This is a genomic window from Pseudoalteromonas sp. T1lg122, from assembly GCF_002964825.1.
GTDB lineage: Bacteria > Pseudomonadota > Gammaproteobacteria > Enterobacterales > Alteromonadaceae > Pseudoalteromonas > Pseudoalteromonas gelatinilytica.
The window spans coordinates 92,102-117,059 of record NZ_PQCG01000031.1; the positions used below are offsets into that span (position 1 = coordinate 92,102).

27 protein-coding genes are annotated in these 24,958 nt (G+C 42.4%); 12 read left to right on the forward strand and 15 right to left on the reverse strand.

Annotated features, from left to right (window positions below):
- Positions 1 to 37 precede the first annotated feature (37 nt).
- Together C2M33_RS11255 and C2M33_RS11260 are read left to right on the forward strand one after the other, a co-directional pair.
- Positions 38 to 2,233, forward strand: a complete 2,196-nt coding sequence (locus C2M33_RS11255; protein ID WP_105174482.1) for a bifunctional diguanylate cyclase/phosphodiesterase — start codon at positions 38 to 40, stop codon at positions 2,231 to 2,233.
- Positions 2,234 to 2,517: 284 nt separating this feature from the next.
- On the forward strand, positions 2,518 to 4,695 hold the full coding sequence (locus C2M33_RS11260; RefSeq protein ID WP_063702727.1) for a YgiQ family radical SAM protein: 2,178 nt from the start codon (positions 2,518 to 2,520) through the stop codon (positions 4,693 to 4,695).
- A gap of 78 nt (positions 4,696 to 4,773) precedes the next feature.
- Here C2M33_RS11260 and mgtE read toward each other — a convergent pair whose 3' ends face one another.
- The 12 genes from mgtE to C2M33_RS11320 form a co-directional block, all read right to left on the reverse strand.
- The gene (gene mgtE / locus C2M33_RS11265) at positions 4,774 to 6,132 is read right to left on the reverse strand and encodes a magnesium transporter (RefSeq protein WP_063702725.1); all 1,359 of its coding nucleotides are present in this window, start codon (positions 6,130 to 6,132) and stop codon (positions 4,774 to 4,776) included.
- Between the two features lie 210 nt (positions 6,133 to 6,342).
- A complete protein-coding gene (locus tag C2M33_RS11270) occupies positions 6,343 to 6,615 on the reverse strand; it encodes an HPr family phosphocarrier protein (protein ID WP_054561108.1) in 273 nt (90 codons plus the stop codon).
- A gap of 13 nt (positions 6,616 to 6,628) precedes the next feature.
- Positions 6,629 to 7,474, reverse strand: a complete 846-nt coding sequence (rapZ, locus tag C2M33_RS11275; RefSeq protein WP_054561107.1) for an RNase adapter RapZ — start codon at positions 7,472 to 7,474, stop codon at positions 6,629 to 6,631.
- On the reverse strand, positions 7,475 to 7,927 hold the full coding sequence (gene ptsN, locus C2M33_RS11280; RefSeq protein ID WP_063702723.1) for a PTS IIA-like nitrogen regulatory protein PtsN: 453 nt from the start codon (positions 7,925 to 7,927) through the stop codon (positions 7,475 to 7,477). It abuts the gene before it with no gap.
- Positions 7,928 to 7,930: 3 nt separating this feature from the next.
- Positions 7,931 to 8,218 carry a ribosome hibernation promoting factor gene (gene hpf / locus C2M33_RS11285; RefSeq protein WP_036971325.1) on the reverse strand — a complete coding sequence of 96 codons (288 nt, stop codon included), beginning with the start codon at positions 8,216 to 8,218 and terminating at the stop codon, positions 7,931 to 7,933.
- A gap of 27 nt (positions 8,219 to 8,245) precedes the next feature.
- A complete protein-coding gene (locus tag C2M33_RS11290; protein ID WP_063702721.1) occupies positions 8,246 to 9,742 on the reverse strand; it encodes an RNA polymerase factor sigma-54 in 1,497 nt (498 codons plus the stop codon).
- 115 nt (positions 9,743 to 9,857) lie between these two features.
- A complete protein-coding gene (gene lptB, locus C2M33_RS11295) occupies positions 9,858 to 10,583 on the reverse strand; it encodes an LPS export ABC transporter ATP-binding protein (RefSeq protein WP_062566533.1) in 726 nt (241 codons plus the stop codon).
- Entirely contained in the window at positions 10,580 to 11,101 is a 522-nt protein-coding gene (gene lptA, locus C2M33_RS11300) for a lipopolysaccharide transport periplasmic protein LptA (protein ID WP_063702719.1), read from the reverse strand. The genes lptB and lptA overlap by 4 nt, the downstream gene beginning before the upstream one ends.
- Entirely contained in the window at positions 11,091 to 11,645 is a 555-nt protein-coding gene (lptC, locus tag C2M33_RS11305; RefSeq protein WP_063702717.1) for an LPS export ABC transporter periplasmic protein LptC, read from the reverse strand. Before lptC ends, lptA begins: the two co-directional genes overlap by 11 nt.
- Entirely contained in the window at positions 11,642 to 12,193 is a 552-nt protein-coding gene (gene kdsC, locus C2M33_RS11310) for a 3-deoxy-manno-octulosonate-8-phosphatase KdsC (protein WP_063702715.1), read from the reverse strand. The genes lptC and kdsC overlap by 4 nt, the downstream gene beginning before the upstream one ends.
- A 3-nt stretch (positions 12,194 to 12,196) precedes the next feature.
- Positions 12,197 to 13,168, reverse strand: coding sequence for a KpsF/GutQ family sugar-phosphate isomerase (locus tag C2M33_RS11315; protein WP_063702714.1), 972 nt, complete (start codon positions 13,166 to 13,168; stop codon positions 12,197 to 12,199).
- 3 nt (positions 13,169 to 13,171) lie between these two features.
- Positions 13,172 to 14,140, reverse strand: a complete 969-nt coding sequence (locus tag C2M33_RS11320) for a calcium/sodium antiporter (protein WP_063702712.1) — start codon at positions 14,138 to 14,140, stop codon at positions 13,172 to 13,174.
- Between the two features lie 248 nt (positions 14,141 to 14,388).
- On the opposite strand from C2M33_RS11320, the gene C2M33_RS11325 reads away from it, so the two are divergent.
- The 7 genes from C2M33_RS11325 to murA are packed head-to-tail and all read left to right on the forward strand — an operon-like array spanning position 14,389 to position 19,045.
- On the forward strand, positions 14,389 to 15,207 hold the full coding sequence (locus C2M33_RS11325; RefSeq protein WP_105174568.1) for an ATP-binding cassette domain-containing protein: 819 nt from the start codon (positions 14,389 to 14,391) through the stop codon (positions 15,205 to 15,207).
- Complete coding sequence (mlaE, locus tag C2M33_RS11330) at positions 15,200 to 15,979, forward strand: lipid asymmetry maintenance ABC transporter permease subunit MlaE (RefSeq protein ID WP_105174483.1); 780 nt, start codon at positions 15,200 to 15,202, stop codon at positions 15,977 to 15,979. Before C2M33_RS11325 ends, mlaE begins: the two co-directional genes overlap by 8 nt.
- Positions 15,980 to 15,992: 13 nt before the next feature.
- Complete coding sequence (gene mlaD, locus C2M33_RS11335) at positions 15,993 to 16,541, forward strand: outer membrane lipid asymmetry maintenance protein MlaD (protein ID WP_063702708.1); 549 nt, start codon at positions 15,993 to 15,995, stop codon at positions 16,539 to 16,541.
- A gap of 2 nt (positions 16,542 to 16,543) precedes the next feature.
- Positions 16,544 to 17,221: an MlaC/ttg2D family ABC transporter substrate-binding protein gene (locus C2M33_RS11340; protein ID WP_063702706.1), complete on the forward strand. Its 678-nt coding sequence runs from the start codon at positions 16,544 to 16,546 to the stop codon at positions 17,219 to 17,221.
- Positions 17,214 to 17,507 (forward strand): STAS domain-containing protein, encoded by a 294-nt coding sequence (locus C2M33_RS11345; protein WP_105174484.1) that lies wholly within the window; start codon positions 17,214 to 17,216, stop codon positions 17,505 to 17,507. The genes C2M33_RS11340 and C2M33_RS11345 overlap by 8 nt, the downstream gene beginning before the upstream one ends.
- A gap of 5 nt (positions 17,508 to 17,512) precedes the next feature.
- Entirely contained in the window at positions 17,513 to 17,770 is a 258-nt protein-coding gene (locus C2M33_RS11350) for a BolA family protein (RefSeq protein WP_063702702.1), read from the forward strand.
- A gap of 15 nt (positions 17,771 to 17,785) precedes the next feature.
- Positions 17,786 to 19,045, forward strand: coding sequence for a UDP-N-acetylglucosamine 1-carboxyvinyltransferase (murA, locus tag C2M33_RS11355; RefSeq protein WP_105174485.1), 1,260 nt, complete (start codon positions 17,786 to 17,788; stop codon positions 19,043 to 19,045).
- 67 nt (positions 19,046 to 19,112) lie between these two features.
- Here murA and C2M33_RS11360 read toward each other — a convergent pair whose 3' ends face one another.
- The 3 genes from C2M33_RS11360 to C2M33_RS11370 all read right to left on the reverse strand — a co-directional run bounded on the left by C2M33_RS11360 (position 19,113) and on the right by C2M33_RS11370 (position 22,213).
- Positions 19,113 to 20,195 (reverse strand): trypsin-like peptidase domain-containing protein, encoded by a 1,083-nt coding sequence (locus tag C2M33_RS11360; RefSeq protein WP_105174486.1) that lies wholly within the window; start codon positions 20,193 to 20,195, stop codon positions 19,113 to 19,115.
- A 98-nt stretch (positions 20,196 to 20,293) separates the two neighbouring features.
- Positions 20,294 to 21,646 carry a Do family serine endopeptidase gene (locus C2M33_RS11365; protein ID WP_063702696.1) on the reverse strand — a complete coding sequence of 451 codons (1,353 nt, stop codon included), beginning with the start codon at positions 21,644 to 21,646 and terminating at the stop codon, positions 20,294 to 20,296.
- A gap of 123 nt (positions 21,647 to 21,769) precedes the next feature.
- A complete protein-coding gene (locus tag C2M33_RS11370; RefSeq protein WP_063702694.1) occupies positions 21,770 to 22,213 on the reverse strand; it encodes a YhcB family protein in 444 nt (147 codons plus the stop codon).
- A 168-nt stretch (positions 22,214 to 22,381) separates the two neighbouring features.
- Between C2M33_RS11370 and zapE the strand changes: the two genes are divergently transcribed.
- From zapE to rpsI, 3 genes are all read left to right on the forward strand, one after another.
- Positions 22,382 to 23,470 (forward strand): cell division protein ZapE, encoded by a 1,089-nt coding sequence (zapE, locus tag C2M33_RS11375; RefSeq protein ID WP_105174487.1) that lies wholly within the window; start codon positions 22,382 to 22,384, stop codon positions 23,468 to 23,470.
- Positions 23,471 to 23,825: 355 nt separating this feature from the next.
- On the forward strand, positions 23,826 to 24,254 hold the full coding sequence (rplM, locus tag C2M33_RS11380; RefSeq protein WP_062568574.1) for a 50S ribosomal protein L13: 429 nt from the start codon (positions 23,826 to 23,828) through the stop codon (positions 24,252 to 24,254).
- Between the two features lie 8 nt (positions 24,255 to 24,262).
- The gene (rpsI, locus tag C2M33_RS11385; protein WP_095209788.1) at positions 24,263 to 24,655 is read left to right on the forward strand and encodes a 30S ribosomal protein S9; all 393 of its coding nucleotides are present in this window, start codon (positions 24,263 to 24,265) and stop codon (positions 24,653 to 24,655) included.
- Positions 24,656 to 24,958: the final 303 nt, after the last annotated feature.

The following is a 24,958-nucleotide window of genomic DNA, read 5'->3' on the forward strand; positions in this document are numbered from 1 at the left end:
GTTACAGTATTACGGGGATCACTCTAAGGAATTATTAATGGCATCAGAGAGTAACGACTTTTTGTTTAGTGACCAAGATGACGAACAGTTAGTGGATGAAACTGTCTCTGATTTTTGGGACGTATTAATTGTCGATGATGATCCAGAAATACATTCAGTGACTAAGCTTGCTCTTTCAGGTGTTGAATTCTGGGATAAAGGGTTGCGATTCCACCATGCCTACTCTGGCGCAGAAGCGCTCGAATTACTTAAAAATGACCACTCGATTTCGGTAATTCTACTTGATGTGGTTATGGAGTCTGATGATGCTGGCTTGCAAGTTGTTAAGCAGGTTAGAGAGTGCCTCAATAATCACAATGTGCGCATTATTTTACGTACCGGACAACCCGGTTATGCACCTGAAGAAAAAGTGATCCGTGAATACGATATCAACGACTACAAAACAAAAACAGAACTAACACGTAGTAAGCTTATTACCGCACTGGTTACTGCTATTCGCTCTTATGAGCAAGTCTGTCAGCTCGAATTTCAAAGCCGTGCTTTAAATAATATTTTGTATGCATCAAAAGCCATCCTCGGCTTTACCGATATTAAAGCTTTTTCGATGGCGGTTATTAAACAGCTATCAATTATTTTAGATTGCGAACCGCAGGGGTTACTGTGTGGCTCAATCGAAGATGACAACCAAGTTTATGTATTAGGCGGCTGCGCTGAATACAATGAGTTTATAGGCCAAGGGATTGAGCAACTTGATGATGGTCGTATCATCATGCAAGTGAATAATTGCCTAGCCCAAGGCGATCATCAGCATACTGATGTAGACAGTACCTATTTATTAAAAAGCAAAAATCGCCAAGCAGCGATTTACATAGAAACAGAGCACACGCCAAGTCCTACGCAACTACAATTTGCAGAAATCTTTTTAACTAATGTGAGTGTTGGTCTTGATAATGTTAGGTTGTTCAACCGTTTGCGTGATGCTGCATATAAAGATATTTTAACTGGCTTATCAAATCGTAATGACTTTATGAACAAAGTAGAGCGTTACTATCAGCCGGGTAAAAGCGACTTTGTATTTTTACTAATTGATGTTGCGCAATTCTCAGATATTAACAATGGCTTAGGCCAAGAAATTGGTAACTTATTACTTAATGCCATTGTTGATAGGCTGCAACAAGAATACCCAAATGCAGAGCTGCTTTCGCGCATTGGTGCCGACGTGTTCGGGTTGTTGTTACCTGTTCACGAATGTGACGTTGAGTTACTTCGTGAGCATTTAAGTTTACCGTTCAATGCTGGTGAACACATTTTACCAATCAACTTTAAAATCGGTTTATGTTACCAAGGTGATTTCCAACAAGCCGGGATCGAGACCTTAAAACTCGGTTACATTGCGTTAAACCAAGCTAAAAAACAATCTTCTGAAATGGTGGTGACGTATACCCCAGATATGGAAGAGCAGATGGCATGGCGTTTGGGGATCATCAGGCAGCTTCGCCAAGATTTTGAGCAACGTAAATTAGAAGTGTGGTTTCAACCGCAACTTGATTTAAATACCCTCGAAATTATAGGTTGTGAAGCGCTGCTGCGTTGGCCCTCAGGAAATGGTCAGTATATTTCTCCGGCGATTTTCGTTCCTATGGCCGAAGATGCTGGTTTAATTGTTGAAATTGGTCAATGGGTGCTAGAGCAAGCATGTATGCAGCAAAAACGCCTAGAAGCGATGGGATTTGCAATTAGCATTGCAGTAAACGTCTCAGTGCCACAATTTAAAGTTAAAGGCTATGCTCAGCAAGTAAAAGACACGCTTATTAAATACGATGTAGAACCGCAGTATATTGAACTTGAAGTAACCGAAAGCGTGGTTATGGATGAGCTTACGAATGTGATCACAACTTTAAAAGAGCTCAAAGAGTTTGGTATCGAGATTGCGATTGATGACTTTGGTACCGGCTTCTCATCATTGAGTTACTTGCAAAAACTGCCATTAGACAGACTCAAAATTGATCGTGCCTTCATTAAAGACTTACCAGGTCAAGATTGTCAGGCGATTGCCGCATTAATTATTTCTCTTGGTGCAAGGTTAGGTTTAAAAACCATTGCTGAAGGAGTCGAAACCCAAGCGCAAGCAGATTATTTAGCTCAGCTTGGCTGTGATGAAGTGCAAGGCTTTATGTACGCTAAGCCTATGCCAGAAAAAGAGTTAATTACCTACCTGCAAGCTAAGCAATAGCTAGTTACAGTAAGTGCATATGAATTAAACCGCGCCCTTCAATATGTAGGGCGTTTTGTTTTCTATAATAATCTATAAGACTGAGGTATAATACCAACCCGCGATAATACTTAGTCATTTTGAGAGATTAAACCTGTCGCTACCTGCGTTAAAAATTTCTGATTTAGAACAACTAAATAACGAAATTTTTGCCTTGATATCAACGAGGTTTTATTGCCTCAAAATAGACCACTTAATTAAGCGAGTTGGTATAATTCGCCCCTTTTGTTAGCAGAGTACACTTTATGAGCGCATTAAAAGCCGAGCGAGGCCTGTTTTCTTACCCTAAGTATTGGGCTGAATGCTATGGCACGGCGCCATTTTTACCAACCACTCGTGCAGAAATGGACGCGTTAGGTTGGGATAGCTGTGACGTGATCATTGTTAGTGGTGATGCGTATGTTGACCACCCAAGTTTTGGTATGGCTGTGATTGGACGTATGCTTGAGTCGCAGGGTTTTCGTGTGGGTATTATTGCGCAGCCTGATTGGAACTCAAAAGATGCCTTTATGGCGTTAGGCAAGCCTAACTTATTCTTTGGTGTTACAGCGGGTAATATGGACTCGATGATCAACCGTTATACTGCTGAAAAGCGTATGCGTCATGATGATGCGTACACACCGGGTAATATAGGTGGTAAACGTCCAGACCGTGCGGTGGTTGTATATAGCCAACGCTGTCGTGAAGCTTATAAAGATGTGCCGCTGATTATTGGTGGAATTGAGGCGAGTTTACGCCGTATTGCTCATTATGATTATTGGCAAGAAAAAGTACGCCGAAGTGTGTTGTTTGATGCCAAAGCTGACATTTTAATTTACGGAAACGCTGAGCGCCCACTTGTTGAAGTCGCTCATCGTATTGCTGCGGGTGAGTCGGTTGAGACAATCCAAGATATTCGTGGTACCGCGGTTATTCGTAAGGAGCCATTACCGGGTTGGCGTGGAAGTGACTCAACTGCAATTGATAAAATCGGCAAAATTGATCCAATTCCAAACCCATATGGCGCAGATGATGTGGGTTGTAGTAAGTCTGAATTTAAACAAGCGGGAATCGATTTAAGTGCTGAGGCGGCTAAGCCAATCACTATTCAGCCTGCGCGCCCTAAGCCTTGGGAAAAGACCTACGTTAAGCTACCAGCGTATGAGCAAGTAAGCGTGAATAAACCGCTTTATGCTCATGCCTCGCGTATTTTGCACCAAGAAACAAACCCAGGTTGTGCACGTGCGTTATTTCAACGCCATGGCGACCGTTCTATTTGGGTTAACCCGCCAGCATTTCCACTTGAAACCGAAGAAATGGATGGCGTATTTGGTTTGCCTTATCAGCGCATTCCGCACCCAAGTTACGGTGATGAAAAAATCCCAGCCTATGAAATGATTAAAACCTCGGTGAACATCATGCGTGGTTGCTTTGGTGGTTGTTCTTTCTGTTCGATTACAGAACACGAAGGACGCATTATTCAAAGCCGTTCTGAGCAATCAATTATTGATGAAATTGAGCAAATTCGTGACAAGGTGCCGGGATTTACAGGTGTTATCTCTGACTTAGGCGGACCGACAGCGAATATGTATAAGTTACGCTGTAAGAGCAAAAAGGCAGAGAGCACGTGTCGTCGTTTATCATGTGTTTATCCTGATATCTGTAAGCATATGGACACGGATCACACTCCAACCATTGAGCTTTATAAAAAAGCCCGTGATGTAAAAGGTGTGAAGAAAATTTTGATCGCGTCTGGCGTACGCTATGACTTAGCCGTTGAAGATCCACGCTACGTTAAAGAGTTGGTTACCCATCACGTAGGCGGGTACTTAAAAATTGCCCCTGAGCATACTGAAGATGGACCATTATCTAAGATGATGAAGCCGGGCATGGGTGCTTACGATAAGTTTAAAGAGCTATTTGATAAATACTCAAAAGAAGCGGGTAAAAAGCAGTATTTGATCCCGTATTTTATTTCTGCTCACCCAGGAACAAAAGACGAAGACATGGTGAACATGGCGCTGTGGCTAAAGGCTCATGACTTTAAACTTGATCAAGTACAAAACTTTTATCCATCGCCGATGGCTAATGCAACAACGATTTATCACACAGAGATGAACTCGCTGCGCAATATTAAAAACAATACTGAACAAGTTCCAGTACCAAAAGGTGCGCGTCAGCGTCGCTTACACAAAGCGATTTTACGCTACCACGATCCAGCTGGCTGGCCGATGATCCGCGAAGCGCTGAAAAAGATGGGCAAAGCAAACCTCATTGGTAAAGGGCCAAACTGCTTGGTACCTGAAGAAGGCCGTAATGAAAAAGCGGCGCAGGGTAAAGGTGGAAAAGGCCGTGCGGCACTGACGCGTCACACCGGGTTTAGCCAATTTAAAAAGGCCAACACGAAACCTAGAGTGGGTAAAAATAAGCAGCGTGCAAAGTAAATAGAAACAAATACGGCCCTTTAAGGGCCGTTTTTATTTATACCAATTCGCTTAATTAAGTAGTATTGCGAATTGGTATTAGATCAATAACCAAGTTGCGGTGCCTAAAAAGGCAAAGATACCAACAATATCAGTGACGGTTGTCAGCACTACACTCCCGGCAAGGGCTGGGTCTATTTTCATTTTTTTGAGGATTAGCGGAATACTCGCACCTGCAATACCGGCTGCGACAAGGTTCATAAACATTGCAAACGCTAAGACCGCACCGAGCTTAAAGTCCCATTGCCATAGAGCAACCACGCCAGCAATTAAGACTGACCAAATAACACCATTAAGCGCACCAATTGCTAACTCTTTAAGTAGTAAGAAGCGTTGGTTAGTTTGGTTGATATGACCTACGGCTATACCACGAATAACCAGTGTCAGGGTTTGGCTGCCCGCAACACCTCCCATTGAAGGGACGATACCGTTTAGCACCGCCAAAATAGGTAAAATTGCTAAGGTGTTTTCAAAAAAGCTTGCCACAATGGCTGCTAGCAATGCGGTTAATAAGTTAACCCCAAGCCAAATAGAGCGACGCTGCGAACTCTTTAGTACTGGCGCAAAGGTATCTTCTTCATCGTCTAGACCCGCGAGGCTTAGCATACTGTGCTCTGCATCTTCACGGATTACGTCAACGATATCATCGATGGTAATACGACCAAGCAAGTGGGCGTTATCATCAACAACAGGGGCTGAAATCCAGTTGTGTCGTTCGAACAGTTGCGCGACATCACTTTCATCCATCGAAATTGGAATTGACTCACAATCTTCATCCATTAAGTCTCTGACAACTTTATCGGATGAATTAGTGAGTAGGGTGGTTAACGAGAGCGCCCCTAAAAAGCAATTATGCTTATCTACCACGTACAGATCATCAGTGCCCTCTGGTAATTCGCCCCTTAAGCGTAAATAGCGTAATACTACATCGAGGGTAACATCTGGACGAATGGTTACCGTATCGCTGTTCATCAAGGCACCGGCTGAGCGCTCTTGATAAGAAAGTGCTTGCGTTGCTCTCTCTCTATCTTGCGAGTCCATGGCACTGACAACGTCTTGATATACGGTATCAGGAAGACTACGTAGGACTTCACCTAAGTCATCGTCGTCCATGTCTTCTGTGGCTGCAGCGATGTGCTCAGGCTCCATCTGGGCAATAATGCCAAGACGTACATCTTCAGACAGTTCTTCTAGAACATCACCGCGGACATCTGGGTCAACCAGTTGCCAAAGCATACGACGAATTTTATGAGGAGAAGATTCAAGTAAAAGGGCTGTATCACAAGGCGCCGTTTTAGCTAACATACCGCGCACTTGAACAAATTGACCACTATTGAGTGACTTGGTCACTTGTTTGAGTTGTTGTAGTGGGTAATCTTGTTCAAAGGCTTCTGGCATTGGCGTCCTTACAACTGAAAAAAGTTTAAATAGGCTAAGCAAATCAGCATAGTTGCTTTGTGGTGTATTTGCAGAGATATCGTCGCACTGCGATAAATTTATTAAGAGTTTTGTAATTTAGAGAAGCGAGCGATATAAAAGTAGGATATTTAAAGGGAATTTTAAATATCCGAATTAAGTTTACCGTAAACCCCGAAGGCTTAGCAAATGCTATTCTTGCTCGTGAAAGCGTTGCGCAATTAATTCGCCAATTGCCGTTAATGCGGCATCAGCATCCGGGCCTTCGCATACAACGCGAACTTCTTTACCTTGGCTGCTTTCAAGTAGCATTAACGCTAACACGCTGTCGCCTTCGGCTTCTTTATCGTCTTGATAAAGGGTAATTTTGGCATCAAATTGCAGCGCTAATTGCGCCAAAACAGTGGCAGCACGAGCATGTAAACCAAGTTTATTTTGAATTAAAAAAGTATCTTCAGCGTGCATTCTAGGTGCCTAATTAAATGTCTTGTTCACGGTGACGAATTTTTACATTGGCATGGCTTTTCGCAAAGCTTTCACCAATTGTTTGCGCTAAATAAACAGAGCGGTGTTGGCCACCGGTACAACCAATTGCAATAGTTAGGTAACTGCGGTTATTGCGCTCTAAATGTGGCAACCATGTTTGCACAAAGGTCTGTATTTGCCATGTGAACTTTTGCACTATGCTGTGGCTCGCAAGATAATCTTTTACTGGTTGATCAAGGCCTGTTAGCGGCTTTAAATCTGGCTCCCAGTGTGGATTAGGTAAAAAGCGTGCATCAAATACGTAGTCAGCTTCTTTTGGTATACCGTGCTTAAAGCCAAACGACATAAAGGTAATAATCAGCTTTTTATCTTTTTTACCTAAGATCTTTTCGCGAATTGATTCAGCTAACTGATGAACACTCAAATCGGTGGTGTCAATCATAAAATCAGCGCGGGTGATCAGCACATCGAGCAATATTTTTTCTTGTTTAATAGCAAGATCGAGTGGCAAAGAATCAATCGATAATGGATGTAAGCGGCGTGTTTCTGAAAAGCGCTTTATCAGGGTTTGATCATCACTATCTAAGTAAAATAGCGTTGGGTTTGCAAACCCTGGTAGGTATTCAAGAATATCATTAAATTCTTGCTGCTCTTTCGGTAAGTTACGTACGTCGATACTGACTGCTATTTTATCGTAATTATCAGATACGCTACGTACGAGTGAAGGCAGCAAATTCACTGGAATATTATCAACGCAATAATAGCCTAAGTCTTCAAGTACTCGTAAAGCGACCGATTTACCTGAGCCTGAGCGACCGCTGATAATGATTAATTCCATTTATGCCTCTGCTGATATGACCTGAAACAGTTGCTGATCGGTTGTAGCACTGCGTAACTGTTTACAAAATTCTTTATCTTTAAGTCTATCAGCAATTGTTGATAAGGTCTTTAGGTGAAGCTGACAGTCACCATCTGGTACGATGAGTGCCACAAATATATCAACCGGGCGGTTATCAATAGCATCAAAATTGATGGGTGATTCACTCACTATGATAAACGCATGGGGTTCATCGGCACCGCTCATTCGACCATGGGGAATAGCAATACCGCGACCGATGCCGGTGCTGCCTAGTTTTTCTCGGTTGAGCAAAGCATCTAGGATATCTTGTTGCGATAAATGAGGAAGCTGCTGGTGGGCCAGTTCGCTGATATATTCAAGAATTCTTTTTTTGCTATTAAAAAGGACCGCAGCTTTGCTGCAGTCCTGGTTAGTAAGTGAACTTAGTTTCATAATTTAATGTCGAGCTAATTTCTCTTTGTGTTTAATGACTTGGCGATCAAGCTTATCGATCAGTGAGTCAATGGCTGCGTACATATCTTGATGTTCTGTAGAAGCGAACAATTCGCCTCCGTTTACATGTAAAGTTGCTTCTGCTTTTTGGCTTAATTTTTCTACATCTAGAATGACATGAACATTATTTATATGGTCAAAATGCCTTTCTAGTTTCGCAAACTTGGTGTTTACATAGTCTCTTAATGAATCAGTGATTTCTACATGACGACCAGTTAAATTTAGTTGCATAAGCATTTTTCCTTCTATGTAAAACGTCTAAATCAAACTCTTGCGCTGATTAGACGGAGGTATTGCTAGAGACTCACGATATTTTGCAATTGTACGTCTAGCTACTTTAATTCCTTGCTCAGCCAATATATCTGCAATTTTACTATCACTCAATGGTTTAGCTGAGTTTTCTGCGGCCACTAACTTCTTGATTAAAGCGCGTATTGCCGTAGAAGAACACTCACCACCATTTTCGGTGCTGACATGGCTTGAGAAGAAATATTTCAACTCAAAAATACCCCTCGGGGTATGCATATATTTTTGCGTTGTTACACGTGAAATTGTCGATTCATGCATTTCGACCATTTCAGCAACATCATTTAGCACCATCGGCTTCATCGCTTCAGGGCCGTGCTCAAAGAAAGCTTGTTGTTGTTGAACGATACAGTTGGTTACTTTTAATAACGTATCGTTACGGCTTTCTAAGCTCTTAATAAACCACTTTGCTTCTTGTAAGTGAGAGCGAATAAATTGGCTGTCGCTACTCGATTTTACTGAGCGAGACATAGCCGCATATTGGCTGTTTACTCTAATCTTTGGCATACAATCTGGGTTTAACTCAACCACCCAGCGACCTTTTACTTTTTTCACTGATACATCAGGTATAACGTACTCAGACTCTTCGCGTACTATGCTATCCGCAGGCTTAGGATTTAAGCTGTGAATAAGCGTCATCACTTCTTTAAGCTCATTTTCTTTAAGCTTAGTCTTTTTCATCAAAGTGCGATAGTCGCGACTCGCTAATAATTCGATATGCTCAGATAAAACCATTTTAGTTTCAGCTAAATATGGTGTGCTAGCGTCAAATTGACGAAGCTGAATACACAGGCATTCTTGTAAACTGCGCGCGCCAATACCAACAGGATCGAATAATTGTATTCTTTTTAAGACCGCTTCAACTTCATCAAGTTCGATTTCTTCTTCATCGTTATTTTGATTAAAGCTTTCGACAATATCTTCACAGCTGATCGTTAAAATACCTGAGTCGTCTATGGCTTCTACTATGGCTACGGCAATCGCTTCGTCAGTTGGGCTAAATGGCGTGAGCTGTAATTGCCACATTAGGTATTCTTGTAGGGTTTCAGTTGATGCGCCTTGGTAAATAGACTCATCTTCAGGCATAGGTCCTGATGATGTTGATGGGGCAGCACTCATGTACTCGTCCCACGTGACGTCCATTGCTAAGTCATCACTTACGGTGTCTTTATTGAGGGCGTCACTGCTTTCTTGCTCGTATTCGCTAGGTGCTTCTTCTGCAGACGCGCTTAGTTGCATATCGTCAGATTCAGCTTTTTGCTCATTCTTACCGATACTTTCTTCGTTGTAATCAGCCTCTTCCACTTCAAGTAGGGGATTACTATCAAGCGCTTCTTGAATTTCTTGCTGGAGATCCAATGTACTGAGCTGCAACAAACGAATCGCTTGTTGCAGTTGTGGAGTCATTGTAAGTTGCTGGCCCATGCGCAGCTGTAATGATTGCCTCATGTATCCCTAACAATCCTTTTTAAGTTATCGATGACTGTGCTGTGACAGTTAAAAAATTATCGATTTATTGTCATTGTTATAAGTCTAGCAGATGCTCTAGTCGGTGGCGTAATGGTTACAGCCTGAATTGCTCGCCTAGATATACATCACGTACAGTTTGGTCAGCTAATACGTGCTCAGGTGTGCCTGATGCAATTAGCTCCCCATGAGAAACAATGTAGGCTTTTTCACAAACATCAAGGGTTTCTCTAACATTATGGTCAGTAATGAGTACCCCAATACCGCGGTTTTTTAGGTGCTCAATAATTTTCTTTATATCTAACACTGAAATTGGATCAACACCAGCAAAAGGCTCATCTAAAAGGATAAATTTAGGATTTGCGGCTAATGCGCGAGCAATTTCAACGCGGCGACGTTCGCCACCTGACAGCGCCATACCTTGGCTGTCACGGATATGTTGAATGCTAAATTCGTCGAGTAAGCTGTTTAGCGTTTCTTCGCGGGTGGTTTTATTTAGATCTTTACGGGTTTCTAAAATTGCCATCAAGTTTTGATAAACCGTCAACTTTCTAAAAATTGACGACTCTTGCGGCAGATAACCAATACCTAAACGTGCGCGGCTATGCATTGGTAAAAGCGTAATGTCGTTATCATCAATGCTGATTTTACCTTTGTCGCTAGGTACTAAGCCTACAATCATATAGAAGGTTGTCGTTTTACCTGCGCCATTTGGACCAAGTAAACCAACAATGCTGCCAGCTTCAACTTCAAGGCCTACATTTTTAACCACTTGGCGGCCTTTGTAGCTCTTAGCTAAAAGCTCTGCTTTTAATGTGCTCATGGTTGGCCTTTGTTATCTTTTTTGTTTTCAACTGGAACGAGGATCGTGTGTACGCGATCTGTTGAGTTTTCGTCTTTTTCTGCGCTGATCAGCTGTTGAGCCATATCGTAGGTAATGCTTTTGGCCGTTACTTTTTGACCCGATTGAGTGACTTCAGCTTCGCCATTGAGTGTTAAGAAGCGTTTCGCAACATCGTAACGTACTTCTTGTGCACTGGCGCTCATTACGGTGCCATCAGCTTGCTTTTCTTCGAAATAAGCAGGATTACCTGTCGCGATAATTAATTCGACAGTGCCTTCGGTGTCTCCACCGTGTGCTTCAAGACGCTCAGCTGTAATACGACGATTACCATGCACGATCTCTACGTTACCTTCGAATATGCCAACGCCATCTTTTAGTTTACCAACTTGGCGGTCTGAGCTAATGCTAATTTGTGCGCCAGTTTGCTCAGCAGCCGCGCCTGAAAACGCGATCAATAAGCTTGGGATCAGGAGTAGTTTCTTAAGTTTATTGGTCATAGTATATGGTTCGTGTATGGTTAGTTAACTCAACAATTTCGGTTTTTAGATCGGCTTTTAAGCCTTTCCCGGTAATCTTTAAATTCGGTCCTGTTAGCGTCACAGGTTGCTTAGAAAACATGGTCATTTTATCAATGTCGACATTAATGTTTTCAGCTTTAATATCTTCGATCATGCCGTTGTGGGTTAAGTTTTTAGCAACCACATCCCCTTCAAAAATCAGCTGATCGTTTTCGTATAAAGTGGCTTCTTTGGCTTTTACTTGCCATACCTGCTGGTCGCCATAAATCGTAAAAATTGGTTGTTCAAAAAAGGTAAACCCTAATTGTTGATACAACTCCATTTTGGCGGCCGCCACCTTATGACTAATTTTGCCTTGTTCGTCATACGCAGTTTGCTTTAAGGCAACGGCTGTATAATCAGGCGATGCTATGATCTCGTCTTCACTACTTATTGCGTCTGTTGATTGATTAAAGTACGGGTACCATAACCACACCATGCAACAAACAAAAACAATACTCAGTAAAATACGGGCTATATTCATGCGCTGGTTCCATCGCTAGTTAACGGCTTGCCGTTTTCTAACATCAGTAAATCAGTTAATTCACGCACGGCTCCAAAGCCACCCGGTAATAACGTGGTGTAATGAGCCAGCTTTTTAATAAGCGGGTGTGCATCGTTTACAGCAACAGCAAACCCCACTTTTTCCATTACTGGTAAGTCTGGACCATCATCACCAATATAGGCAATTTGTTCATCTGTCAGCGCCAGTTTATCTTTTAACTCTTGATAAGCAATCAGCTTATCTTCTTGTCCCTGATAAATGTGCTGAACTGTTAGGCTAGTCATTCGCTGCTGAACTATTTGTGAATGGCGGCCAGTAATCACCGCGACGTCAAAACCACTATTAATAAGCGCTTTGATGCCAAAGCCATCTTTTGTATTGAACGCTTTCAGTTCTTCGCCATCATTGCCTAAATAAATGCGACCATCAGAAAACACACCATCTATATCGCAGATTAGCAATTTTACTTTTTGTGCGCGCTGACTTACATCAGGGCTAAGTGGCTGGTATAGCTCAGCGAATGTCATTGCTTAAAGAACTCCTGCTTTTAATAAGTCTTGCATATTAAGGGCACCAATTGGCGTATTGCTTTGATCCACCACAATTAAACCATTGATACGCTTACGTTCCATAATGTTTAAAGCCTCTGCTGCAAGCATATCTGGGCGCGCAGTTGTGCATGAACGAGTCATTACTTGGCTAATTGCCGTACTATGAATATCAATACGTTGCTCTAAAATTCGGCGTAAGTCACCATCAGTGAATAATCCGGCTAACTTTTCATCCGCACCAATCACCGCTGTCATACCAAGGCCTTTGGCAGACATTTCAATGAGTGCATCTTTAATGCTTTGTGTTTCGCTAACAATCGGCGTGGCATCGCCCGCGTGCATGACATCATTCAATGTCAGTAATAAACGCTTACCTAAGCTACCACCAGGGTGTGAAAGCGCAAAATCGTCGGCAGTGAAACCACGGGTTTCAAGTAGCGCAACCGCCATTGCATCACCCATTACTAACGTTGCTGTAGTACTTGCGGTTGGTGCTAGACCTAATGGACACGCTTCTTGGCTAACTTTGATGCATACATGTACATCAGACAGTTTGGCCATAGTTGAATCAGGGTTGCCTGTTAATGAAATCATCTTTGCGCCAATGCGCTTAATAACAGGAATAATGCTAAGTACTTCGCTGGTCTCACCTGAGTTTGAAATACACATCACCACATCATCGCGAGTGATCATACCTAAATCACCGTGGCTTGCTTCACCTGGGTGAACAAAAAACGCCGGTGTGCCGGTGCTAGCAAGGGTCGCAGCAATTTTATTACCAACATGGCCAGATTTACCCATACCTATAACGATAGTACGACCAGTGCATTGGTACATTAGCTGGCAAGCGTTATCGAAATCTTGGTTAATGTATTGCTCAATTTCTTGTAAGGCTTGTGCTTCAATTTCAAGTACGCGCTTGCCTTGCGCGATAAAGCTTTGTTGTGTCATTGATTATCCTATTTGGCTAAAAATATAGCCCTGATATGCAATAAATGCGACTAACAATAAGCCACCTTCTACTCTATTGATACGACGAGCACCTTTAAAGTTCAATGACATGGCAATCAATACAATCGTTGCTGCAATCATGATAAGTGCATCGCGGTTTGCCGCAGAAGGGTCAATAATTGATGGGTTGATAATACCCGCAAGAGGTAATACGGCGAGTAAGTTAAATATGTTTGAGCCAACGATGTTGCCAAGCGCTAAATCGTCTTCGTTCTTTAATACCCCTGCAATACAGGCTGCCAGCTCTGGTAAGCTGGTACCAATAGCAATAATGGTTAAACCAATGACTAGGTCTGATAAGCCAAAGTATTTTGCGATATCAACGGCTGATTCAACTAAAAAATGTGAACTGATTGGCAATAAAATCATCCCGATGACTAACCAAAACACGGCAGATTTAGTACTCACGTTGTCTGGCACATCTTCACATGCTTCGCTAACAAAGGGGTCATCTTGATTTTTGGCACGCAGAGAGATAATAACTAGGCCTGCTATAAACACCACAAACGCAAGCATTAAAGCGACGCCCTCAGCGAATGAGAAGTAGTTGTCTGAGAATACATACCAAGCGGCTACTGAGATTAACAGCACTAATGGCATTTCGCGTTTTAATGTCATTGATGACACGGAAAGGGGACGCAGTAAGGCTGTGACGCCAAGCACAAGTAAGATATTAGTAATGTTAGAACCAACCGCATTACCAACAGCGGTATCTGTTTTATTGGCAAGTGCCGCAGATGCAGACACCATCATTTCAGGGGCTGATGAACCCATAGCAACAACGGTTAAACCAATGATTAGGGTGGGGATCCCCATATTTTTTGCGAGTGCAGCCGCCCCATATACAAACCGATCAGCACTCCAAACGAGCGCTGCAAAACCAATAATTAAAATGACAAAAGAAGTCACCATTGTGATACGCCAACATTACTTATACAGATGACTGCAAATAGTAACAAAAGCGAGCATGAAAGTATAAGTAAAAGAATGAGCTGGCGAGCATAAAGCCAGTGTCGTGAGGAAACTAAATTTCAGCGGTGGTTAAGTTCTTTGCAGCTAGCTTTAGAATTTATTGAAAGGAAATATTACAAAATTTTACGATTTGTTTTTTCCATCTTGACTAAAAAACCCTTAAAATGGCAAAACTAGTGAAAAACGTTATGGAGAGCGACTTGTCGCAATCAATAGTAGAAATCAAGGATGTAACCTTTTCACGGGGCGATAGAATCATATATAAAAATATGAGTTTTAACATTCCGAAAGGCAAGATTACCGCTATCATGGGACCGAGCGGCATTGGTAAAACCACCATGTTGCGCTTAATTGGCGGTCAGCTTAAGCCTGATTCTGGTGACATTTTATTTGAAGGCAACAGCATTCCTAGCATGACTCGCAAGGAACTTTATGCTGCCCGCACGAAAATGAGTATGCTGTTTCAAAGTGGCGCGTTATTTACCGATATGTCAGTGTTTGACAATATCGCTTTTCCTTTGCGCGAACATACTCAACTTAGCGAAGATTTAATTCGTCTTGTCGTTTTAATGAAATTACAGGCCGTCGGTTTACGTGGCGCACAAGATTTGATGCCATCTGAGCTTTCAGGTGGTATGGCTCGCCGTGCTGCATTGGCACGTTCAATTGCCCTCGATCCAGAACTTATCATGTATGATGAACCCTTTGCGGGCCAAGATCCTATCTCAATGGGTGTGCTAGTTAAGCTGATTAAATCACTGAACGAAGTGTTAGGTTTATCATCACTTATCGTGACCCATGATGTTACTGAGGTGATGAGCATTGCTGATCACGTTATCATCATTGCTGATCAAGGGGTGATTGGCGAAGGTTCACCAGAGCAAATGCAAAACCATGAATCTGAACTTGTTCAACAATTCTTAAATGGTTTATCGGATGGTCCTGTTCCATTCCATTTCCCAGCTCCTGCGTACGATGATGAATTACTAGGAGTGCACAATGCTTGATCTATTTCAGAAGTTAGGTCACAAGACATTAGGGCGCTTTGCAGCGCTGGGTCGGTCTACTCAAATGTTGTTTGGTGCATTATTGAATATGCCAAACTTCAAAAAAGGCACACCTTTACTAATTCGCCAATTATATATGGTGGGCTCACAATCTCTTTTAATCATTATGGTATCAGGCCTGTTTATCGGGATGGTGCTTGCCTTGCAAGGTTATACCGTGCTGGTCGGTTATGGTGCAGAAGACAGCTTAGGTCCCTTAGTGGCATTGAGCTTGTTACGTGAGTTAGGCCCTGTAGTAACAGCATTACTGTTTGCAGGCCGCGCGGGCAGTGCGCTTACCGCTGAAATCGGCTTAATGAAAGCAACCGAGCAATTATCAAGTTTAGAAATGATGGCGATTGATCCACTTAAACGCATTATTGCGCCGCGTTTTTGGGCTGGTTTTATCAGTATGCCATTGCTTGCATTAATATTTTCTGCGGTTGCTATTATTGGCGCTCATTTAGTGGGTGTTGATTGGCTTGGTGTTGACTCCGGAAGCTTCTGGTCAATCATGCAAGCGCAAGTGTCGTTTCAACAAGATATTGTGAACGGCATGATTAAGAGTTTTGTATTCGCCATGATCGTGACGTGGATTGCACTTTATAAAGGCTACGACTGTGTTCCAACTTCAGAAGGGATCAGTAAAGCGACAACAGAGACCGTTGTGCACTCGTCATTGGCAGTATTAGGTTTTGACTTTATTTTAACAGCGGTAATGTTTACCAGCTAATTAGGGTATAAAGATGAATTCACGGAAATTAGAAATTTTAGTTGGCTTTTTTGTGGCACTTGGTATTGCTGCATTTGCATTATTAGCATTTAAAGTTGCGAATGCCGGCATCAGTGGTAGCGGCGAAACCTACCAGCTAAACGCAAAGTTTGAAAACATTGGCTCTTTAAAAGCGCGAGCGCCGATTAAAGTAGGTGGTGTGGTTGTTGGTCGAGTTGAATCTATTTTTATTCACCCGAAAGAGTTTGTGCCAGTGGTCAATATGGCGATAGATGCAAACTACCTGTGTAAATTTTCAGACACCACATCAATCTCAATTTTAACATCAGGTATTTTAGGTGAGCAGTATTTAGGTATTAACCCAGTAATCGCTCCAGACTCTGCAGAAAAGCGTTGTATGGGTGAAGATGTTACAGCCAGTGCCGATGATGCAGGACTTGATGATTTATTTGGTGTTGAGAGTAAAGCACTTGCAGATGGTGACTACATCACAGATACCAAATCAGCACTTGTTCTTGAAGAGTTAATCGGTCAGTTCTTATTCAACCAGGGAGGTGAATAATTATGTTTAAGAAATTTATATTGTGTATTGCTGTGCTGTTTAGCCTAAACGCACATGCTGCAGAGCCTAAGGTTGACTTAAAAGACCCGTACAAAATGGTCCGTACCGTGTCTGATAACACCTTTGCGCGCATTACTAAAGACCAACCTCTTATCGCAAAAGATAAAGAACATCTACGTGTTATCGTAGAAGAAGAGTTGATGCCGTACATTGATTACAAATATGCAGCACTGCGCGTACTTGGTAATCATGTATCAAAAGTGCGTGCAATCGAAGACAAAGATGAAAAAGCGAAAGCGATTAAAGAGCTTCAGCGTTTCATTGACGTTTTCCAAAAGTATTTAATTGCTACTTACGCAGGTGTATTTACTCAATACACTAACCAAAGCGTTGAGTTCGCTCCAGCGCAGCCTTTCAAAGGTCAAGATGTGGTGGTGGTTAAAACGAAGATAGTTGAAGCAGGTAAACCTGATATTAGAATCGACTTTAAAGTACGAGAAGACCGCAGTGGTGACTGGGGTGCGTACGATATGATTGCAGAAGGTATTAGCTTACTTGACGCTAAACAAAGTGAATTGCAGGGCATTTTACGTCAGCATGGTCTAGATTATGTAAGTGACTTACTAGAGCAAAAGAGTCAACTTCCAGTGCAATTTAGAGGCGATGGTGGCGATGAGTAAAATCGACATTACTCAACTTGAAGATAACCAGTTTCGGGTTAGTGGTGAACTGACTCGAAATTCAATTGGCCGTGAACGCCTTCTGAACGTCAAGCCAGATTCTATACATAAAACATGGTATTTTGACCTTTCTGGGCTATCTAGGGTTGACACAGCGGGCTTAGCTTGGTTAATTCACTCTTTCGCAGAATTAAAGCAGCAAGGTATTCACCTTGAACTGCAAAATAGCCCTGAGCAATTGCAAAATTTAATGCAGTTGGGTCAGGTCACAAACCTATTTGAGTGAGATTTATGGAAACAAGCCAAGTCGAAACGTTATTACGCGACGAATTAAAACTAGATGAAGTGATTGTTAAAGCAAATGGTAGCCACTACGAAGTGATTGCTGTTGGTGAGTGTTTTGATGGTTTATCTCGCGTGAAGAAGCAACAGTTGGTTTATGGTCCGTTAATGTCAACAATCTCAGACGGTACAATTCACGCAGTATCTATTAAAGCGTTCACACCGACTGAATGGAAACGCGAACAAAAATTCATTTTACCTCAATAGTTGCAGGGCCTCCTCATGGATCAATTTGTTATTCAAGGTGGCACCTCGCTGGCAGGTGAAGTCACTATTTCTGGCGCTAAAAATGCCGCTCTTCCAATTCTTTTTGCTGCGCTTTTAGGGCAAGGTAAAAGCACTTTTAGTAATGTTCCTCGCTTGCGCGATATCGGTACCACCGAAGCCTTGTTAAAAACGCTGGGCGCGAATGTCGAGTGGCAGCAAGACAAGCTCGTTATTGATGGCGCGACGGTAGATAAAACACTTGCTCCGTACGAGCTAGTAAAGCAAATGCGTGCCTCTGTGCTTGCTTTAGGTCCTTTGGTTGCTCGTTTTGGTGAAGCACAAGTATCACTGCCTGGTGGTTGTGCGATTGGTGCTCGTCCGGTTGATATCCATATTCAAGGTCTTGAGCGCATGGGCGCTATCATCAAAGTTGAAAATGGTTATATCAATGCCAAGGTTGATGGTCGCTTAAAAGGCGCTGAAATCTTTATGGAGATGGTCAGTGTTGGCGCAACAGAAAATCTACTTATGGCTGCAACGCTAGCTGACGGTAAAACGGTTCTTGAAAATGCAGCTCGCGAACCTGAAATTACGGATCTTGCTAATTGCTTAATTGCGATGGGTGCGAAGATCAACGGTGCTGGCACTAGCCGTATCGAAATCGAAGGGGTTGAGTCACTATCGGGTTGTGAGTACAGCATTCTTCCAGATCGCATTGAGACAGGTACTTTCTTGGTTGCTGCGGCAATGGCAGGCGGTGAAGTGCTTTGTAAAAATACAGACCACCATAGTCTTGACCCTGTGATTGAAAAGCTACGCGCTACCAATGCCTTGGTTGAAGTCACAGATAACAGCATTTACCTTGATATGCGAGGCCGTGAGTTAAAGGCAGTGAATATCAAAACGATGCCACACCCAGGTTTCCCTACCGATATGCAAGCGCAATTTACAGCTTTGAATGTGGTAGCGAAGGGCAGTGCAACCATCACAGAAACGATTTTCGAAAACCGTTTTATGCACGTGCCTGAATTACAGCGTATGGGTGCTAACATTCGCTTAGAAGGGAATACGGCAATTTGTGGTGATACAGAACGCTTATCGGGCGCACAAGTAATGGCAACAGATCTACGTGCGTCTGCAAGTCTAATTCTTACTGGCATAGTTGCTCAAGGTGAGACTATTGTTGACCGCATCTATCACGTAGACCGTGGTTATCAACGTATTGAAGATAAGCTGAGTGCGCTAGGTGCTAATATCAAGCGCCGTTCAAGCTAATCGCTAAGACTTATAAAAAAGGCCTAACATTTGTTAGGCCTTTTTTGTATCTGTATTACCTAAGTAACTACTGCTCGTCTTCGAGTTCTGCAACAGTCACCATTACTTTTAAGATTTTGCCATCGCGGTAAATCTCAAATTCGAGTTCTTTACCTGGTTCTGTATTCGCTAATTTTTCGAGTACTTGTTGTGGGTTTGCAACAGTAATACCGCCAATTTTAATCACAATGTCGGTTTCTCTAATACCGGCTTTCCAAGCTGGGCCAAATGGATCAAGCTGCGAGATACGCATACCTGCGACAGGCGTAAAGTTATCGCTAACATCTTTACCTGTGCTATCAATGCCTGTGCCACTAAAGCCTAAATAGCCACGGACTACACGGCCATGCTTTATTAGTTTATCCATCACATCTTTGGCAATCGAGTAAGGCACTGCAAAGAAGATACCTTGAATATCGAGGTTCTCATGGGTTTTAAATTGTGCCGAAGTGATACCTACTAAGTCACCTCGTGAATTGACAAGCGCCCCCCCTGAGTTACCTACGTTAATCGCAGCATCCATTTGTAAAAGGCTACTGTAAGGGCTGTCGATTAAGTTTTGCTTCCCTGTTGCACTGATAATACCTTGGGTGATGGTTTGACCTAAATTAAGTGGGTTACCAATCGCTAATACAACATCGCCAACACGGGGCTTGAAGCTATCGTTAACAGGAATTTTAGGTAAATGTTCTGCGCTGATTTTTAAAAGTGCTAAATCTGTTTGGGTATCAAAGCCAATCACTTGTACATCATAAAAACGACGACCATCAGCCAGCGTGACAATAATGAGATCGGCATTTTTGATCACATGGTAGTTAGTCAGAATATAACCGTCTTGAGTCATGATAACGCCCGAACCAAGGGCTTGAACGGTATTTTGACGTTTATAGCGAGGTTGATTCGAAATGCTTTCTGAAAAAATAGTAACGACTGACGGCGCTGCTTTTTGTACCGCATCAGCAAAGCTCATATGCTCAGAAGACATCGCTGCGGGTAGATTCATACTCGGTAATAGCGTGCTACGAAGACTTGGGTTAAATAACACCACTAAAAAGGCAATGCCTAAACCAGTGAAAAGCGGGGGAAGAATAAATTTAAAAAGTTTTAGCACGGTATTCTTATTATCAATGAGCAATCCCTTAATGATGGCACAAAAAAAATAACAGCGGCAAGCACCGCTGTTATTTTTTCATGATTTATCAACTAGGTTTACTGAATAAGTACGAAAACAAGCTCTCTACCACGTTTAACACCTAGTACTATGTTACCTTTGGTATTTTCGATGATCTTGTTCATGTCGCGAATTGTTTCAACACGTTGACGGTTCACTTGCATGATCACGTCACCTTCTTCAAGGCCAACACGAGCAGCAGGAGAGCGTGCTTCAACACCGGTTACTTCAACACCTTTACCATCACTCTTTTGTGTATTTTCAAGGGTTGCACCTTGGAATGCTGGGTGTGTCTCTTCGCCAGCAGCAGTGGTTGCTGATGCACCATCTAGCGTGACACTAACGGTTTTCACTTTACCATCTCGATAAAGGCCAAGTTTCACTTTTTTGCCTTCACCAAGGGTGGCAATTTTGCTGCGCAGTTCATGGAAGCCACTAATTTCAGTGCCATCGACGCTAATAATTACATCACCGGCTTTGATACCCGCTTTGCTTGCTGCAGTATCATCCATTACTTGCATAACGTAAGCGCCTTGTTTTACGTCAAGCTGCTGTGCTTTAGCAAGGCCAGCGTCAAGTGGGCGACCCGAAATACCTAACGAGCCACGACGCACCTCGCCGTGTTCGATAATTTGGTCAACTAGGTTTTTCATCATGGTAGAAGGAATAGCGAAGCCGATCCCCACGTTACCGCCAGATGCGCCTAAAATAGCAGTGTTAATACCGATAAGCTCACCATTTAGATTTACTAACGCACCGCCTGAGTTACCTTGGTTGATAGCGGCATCGGTTTGAATAAAGTCTTCATAACCTTCTATATTTAAACCGCTGCGGCCAAGCGCACTAACGATACCTGATGTAACTGTGTGACTTAAACCAAATGGGTTACCAATGGCCACAGCAAAATCACCTACACGTAATTGATCTGAATCGGCAATTTTAAGGGCCGTTAAATCTTCAGCGTCAATTTGTAGTAAAGCAATGTCTGATTCTTTATCGCTACCAATTTTGGTCGCTTCGTATTCTCGGCCATCCTCTAAGGTTACCACCATTTTTTCGGCATCTTCGATAACATGGTTATTAGTTACCACGTAACCTTCTTTAGCATCAATGATCACACCTGAGCCTAGGCCACTAAATTCACGCTTTTGACTGCCCCCACGAGGAACACCAAAAAAATCATCAAATGGTGTCGCACGGCGGCGGACTTCTTTTGAACCTGATACTTGAATACTCACCACACCTGGTGTGATTTGCTCAAGCATAGGCGCGAGGGTTGGCAATTGTTGACCATTAACAGCAACAGGAAGTTTTGCCATTGAAATTGCAGGGCTTAATAATAAGCTTGAAGATAAAATAGCAGCACTGATAACAGATAATTTCATTTTCATAGTCTGGGTTTACTCCACTTCAGAGATAAAGCAAAAACTAAAAAGGGCTGCATAAGCAGCCCTTTTCTTGGTTTAGATATAAAGCTGTTATATCTAAAGACTATGGGGTCAAAAAAAAGTTCATCAAGAGGCTTTAGAATGTTCTGAAACTTTCTGTGAACCGGTAAATAAGCCTGTTTCACCGACAACATAGTCAGCAGGTTGAGCTTCTGCGCTTGAACGATCGCCTCTGCGGTCTTGCAGTGAGTTTTGTAGTTGCTCAGTCGTTTCTTTAGAAAAGAACGGCTCATTTGGGTGCTGTTTTTTATCAGCAAGTAATAGTTTGTTTGTTTCTTCTACATGGTTTAGCAGCTGGTCGTAGTTATCTTTCATTTTAGATACTAGTTTACCTGTGCTTGCTAGGTGATCAGCTACATCTTGGCGGTATTGCTCAAGTGCATTGTTTGCTTGCTCGACTTGTTGTTCTAGTTCGTCTTGCTTAAATTGTTTTTTGGTTACAAAAGCACCAATGAAGAATGCTGAAATTGCAACGATAATTAGAATACCTACCCAGGTAATTGTGCCCATAAACCTACCCCTTTGGGAAAAAATAACAAAAACAAATACTTTATAGTCCAATCATTATTAAAATATGCTTAATTTGATTGTGAAATCATACTGCGGGTTAATATACCCTGAGATACGATGCGTGTTAATATACTGTGCAAATTTAACTGTGTTTTATTGTAACGACCTATGACTCCTTGGCAGAAATACCAACAAGATTTACAACGTGAAGACTTCGTACATGATGCAGCGCAAGAAAATGCAGTGCGCCATTTGCAAAGACTCTATGATGACCTAACGGCAGACAAACCCGCCGCGAAGGGATGGTTTGCCAAACTATTCTCTAAAGATAGCACGCCGAGTATAAAAGGGCTGTATTTTTGGGGCGGAGTAGGCAGAGGTAAGACCTATTTAGTTGATACTTTCTACGAAGCTTTACCCACTGACCGTAAAATGCGTGTGCACTTTCACCGTTTTATGCATCGCGTGCACGATGAGCTTAAAAAGTTAAAAAATACTAGTAACCCATTAAATGTGGTTGCAGATATCTTTAAATCTGAAACAGACATTATCTGTTTTGATGAATTTTTTGTGCAAGATATCACAGATGCAATGCTGCTAGGTGGTTTGATGGAAGCCTTATTTGAGCGCGGTATCGTGCTGGTTGCGACATCAAACATTGTGCCTGATGAGCTGTATCGAAACGGTTTACAACGGGCGCGCTTTTTACCTGCGATTGAATTGGTAAAAGCCAACACTGAGATTGTTAATGTGGATTCGGGTGTTGATTATCGCTTACGTACCCTTGAGCAAGCAGAAATTTTCCATAGCCCGCTTGATAAGCAAGCTGATGATAACTTATTTGATTATTTCGATAAGCTGTCGCCAGAGCCAGGTGTGCTCGATAAGGCTATCGAAATTGAAGGGCGTATGATCAAAACCCGTAAAGTGTCAGACTGTATTGCTATGTTTGATTTTAGCGAATTGTGCGAAACAGCTCGCAGCCAAGTTGATTACATGGAAATAAGCCGACTCTATAACACGGTGATTTTGTCGAATGTAAAAGCACTTGGTCAAGCCAATGATGATGCGGCACGTCGTTTTATCGCATTAGTGGATGAATTCTACGAGCGCCATGTAACCTTGATTATCTCAGCAGAAAAGCCAATTACTGAGCTGTACAGCGAAGGTAACTTAAATTTTGAATTTAAGCGTTGTATTAGTCGACTACAAGAAATGCAATCGCTAGAATATCTAGCTAAAGAGCATCTAGCTTAGTGAGCTGTCAGCTTTCAGCCGTCAATTTTTAGCTGACCGAGAAGATGGCTTAATTATTTGTGTTTTGAACAATAATAGCTTTGCATCCATTTTCTAATGGTTTTTATTTAGTCTGACTGATCTGACTTCTGACTTTTGTTTTTTTAGAATAAAAAACAACCATCATATAGCAATGTGGTTTAAGTGCTGGTATACTCCCGCGTCTGCCACGTTGCGTTCTATTGCCAGATATTAGTTTAGCCTCTAATTGACGGCTCAAAGTCTTAAACTCGAAGGGGTTAAAGCATTCAACTTAGAGCGGTAATTAATAATAATTACCTGTGGTTTTAAATTAAAAAACATTGGATTTTAATAAATGAAAACGTTTGTTGCTAAGCCAGAAACAGTAAAACGTGACTGGTACGTAGTTGACGCTGAAGGTAAAACTTTAGGTCGCATCGCTACTGAAATCGCTCGTCGCCTACGCGGTAAGCATAAAGCTGAGTACACTCCTCACGTAGATACTGGTGATTACATCATCGTTATCAACGCAGAGAAAGTTACTGTTACTGGTAATAAAGCAAAAGACAAAATGTACCACGCACACACTGGTTTCCCAGGTGGTCTTAAGTCTACTACTTTCGACAAGCTTCAAGCTGCAAAGCCTGAAATGATCATCGAAAAAGCTGTTAAAGGCATGTTGCCACGTGGTCCTTTAGGCCGCGCTATGTACCGTAAACTTAAAGTTTACGCAGGTACTGAGCACAACCATGCTGCACAACAGCCTCAGGTTCTAGACATTTAAGGAGCACTATCATGGCAAATCAATACTACGGTACAGGTCGTCGTAAAAGTTCAAGTGCTCGCGTATTCTTACGCCCAGGCACTGGTAACATCGTAATCAACAAGCGCTCTCTAGAAGAGTACTTCGGTCGTGAAACTGCTCGCATGGTTGTTCGTCAAGCATTAGAGCACGTAGAAATGACTGAAAAGTTTGACCTACACATCACTGTTTCTGGTGGTGGTACTACTGGTCAAGCTGGTGCTATCCGTCACGGTATCACTCGTGCACTTATGGAGTTTGACGAGTCTCTACGTCCTACACTTCGTAAAGCAGGTTTCGTTACACGTGATGCACGTAAAGTTGAGCGTAAGAAAGTGGGTCTTAAGAAAGCACGTAAGCGTCCACAATTCTCAAAACGTTAATATTTACGTTTATCAGAATACCAAAAACCCAGCTCCGGCTGGGTTTTTTGTTTTTGGAGCTGTCAGCCGTCAGTTTCTAGCTGAATGAGAGGTGAGCTTACTGCTTGAATGAACAAGTTCTTGCCAAGGCATAATATTCCCATACGCTTTCTCGCATCTCGCATCTCGCATCTCGCATCTCGCATCTCGCATCTCGCATCTCGCATCTCGCATCTCGCAGATGTACAAAAACCTACCTTTTTTTCGTTCGATATTTAACCACTGTTAATAATTAGTACGTATAACAGTAAAAAAACTTCAAGA

Bases quoted from the DNA above. Each gene is read 5' to 3' on its own strand.
- C2M33_RS11255 (WP_105174482.1), top strand. From the start codon at position 38: ATGGCATCAGAGAGTAACGACTTTTTGTTTAGTGACCAAGATGACGAA.
- C2M33_RS11260 (WP_063702727.1), top strand. From the start codon at position 2,518: ATGAGCGCATTAAAAGCCGAGCGAGGCCTGTTTTCTTACCCTAAGTAT.
- mgtE (WP_063702725.1), bottom strand. From the start codon at position 6,132: ATGCCAGAAGCCTTTGAACAAGATTACCCACTACAACAACTCAAACAA.
- C2M33_RS11270 (WP_054561108.1), bottom strand. From the start codon at position 6,615: ATGCACGCTGAAGATACTTTTTTAATTCAAAATAAACTTGGTTTACAT.
- rapZ (WP_054561107.1), bottom strand. From the start codon at position 7,474: ATGGAATTAATCATTATCAGCGGTCGCTCAGGCTCAGGTAAATCGGTC.
- ptsN (WP_063702723.1), bottom strand. From the start codon at position 7,927: ATGAAACTAAGTTCACTTACTAACCAGGACTGCAGCAAAGCTGCGGTC.
- hpf (WP_036971325.1), bottom strand. From the start codon at position 8,218: ATGCAACTAAATTTAACTGGTCGTCATGTAGAAATCACTGATTCATTA.
- C2M33_RS11290 (WP_063702721.1), bottom strand. From the start codon at position 9,742: ATGAGGCAATCATTACAGCTGCGCATGGGCCAGCAACTTACAATGACT.
- lptB (WP_062566533.1), bottom strand. From the start codon at position 10,583: ATGAGCACATTAAAAGCAGAGCTTTTAGCTAAGAGCTACAAAGGCCGC.
- lptA (WP_063702719.1), bottom strand. From the start codon at position 11,101: ATGACCAATAAACTTAAGAAACTACTCCTGATCCCAAGCTTATTGATC.
- lptC (WP_063702717.1), bottom strand. From the start codon at position 11,645: ATGAATATAGCCCGTATTTTACTGAGTATTGTTTTTGTTTGTTGCATG.
- kdsC (WP_063702715.1), bottom strand. From the start codon at position 12,193: ATGACATTCGCTGAGCTATACCAGCCACTTAGCCCTGATGTAAGTCAG.
- C2M33_RS11315 (WP_063702714.1), bottom strand. From the start codon at position 13,168: ATGACACAACAAAGCTTTATCGCGCAAGGCAAGCGCGTACTTGAAATT.
- C2M33_RS11320 (WP_063702712.1), bottom strand. From the start codon at position 14,140: ATGGTGACTTCTTTTGTCATTTTAATTATTGGTTTTGCAGCGCTCGTT.
- C2M33_RS11325 (WP_105174568.1), top strand. From the start codon at position 14,389: ATGGAGAGCGACTTGTCGCAATCAATAGTAGAAATCAAGGATGTAACC.
- mlaE (WP_105174483.1), top strand. From the start codon at position 15,200: ATGCTTGATCTATTTCAGAAGTTAGGTCACAAGACATTAGGGCGCTTT.
- mlaD (WP_063702708.1), top strand. From the start codon at position 15,993: ATGAATTCACGGAAATTAGAAATTTTAGTTGGCTTTTTTGTGGCACTT.
- C2M33_RS11340 (WP_063702706.1), top strand. From the start codon at position 16,544: ATGTTTAAGAAATTTATATTGTGTATTGCTGTGCTGTTTAGCCTAAAC.
- C2M33_RS11345 (WP_105174484.1), top strand. From the start codon at position 17,214: ATGAGTAAAATCGACATTACTCAACTTGAAGATAACCAGTTTCGGGTT.
- C2M33_RS11350 (WP_063702702.1), top strand. From the start codon at position 17,513: ATGGAAACAAGCCAAGTCGAAACGTTATTACGCGACGAATTAAAACTA.
- murA (WP_105174485.1), top strand. From the start codon at position 17,786: ATGGATCAATTTGTTATTCAAGGTGGCACCTCGCTGGCAGGTGAAGTC.
- C2M33_RS11365 (WP_063702696.1), bottom strand. From the start codon at position 21,646: ATGAAAATGAAATTATCTGTTATCAGTGCTGCTATTTTATCTTCAAGC.
- C2M33_RS11370 (WP_063702694.1), bottom strand. From the start codon at position 22,213: ATGGGCACAATTACCTGGGTAGGTATTCTAATTATCGTTGCAATTTCA.
- zapE (WP_105174487.1), top strand. From the start codon at position 22,382: ATGACTCCTTGGCAGAAATACCAACAAGATTTACAACGTGAAGACTTC.
- rplM (WP_062568574.1), top strand. From the start codon at position 23,826: ATGAAAACGTTTGTTGCTAAGCCAGAAACAGTAAAACGTGACTGGTAC.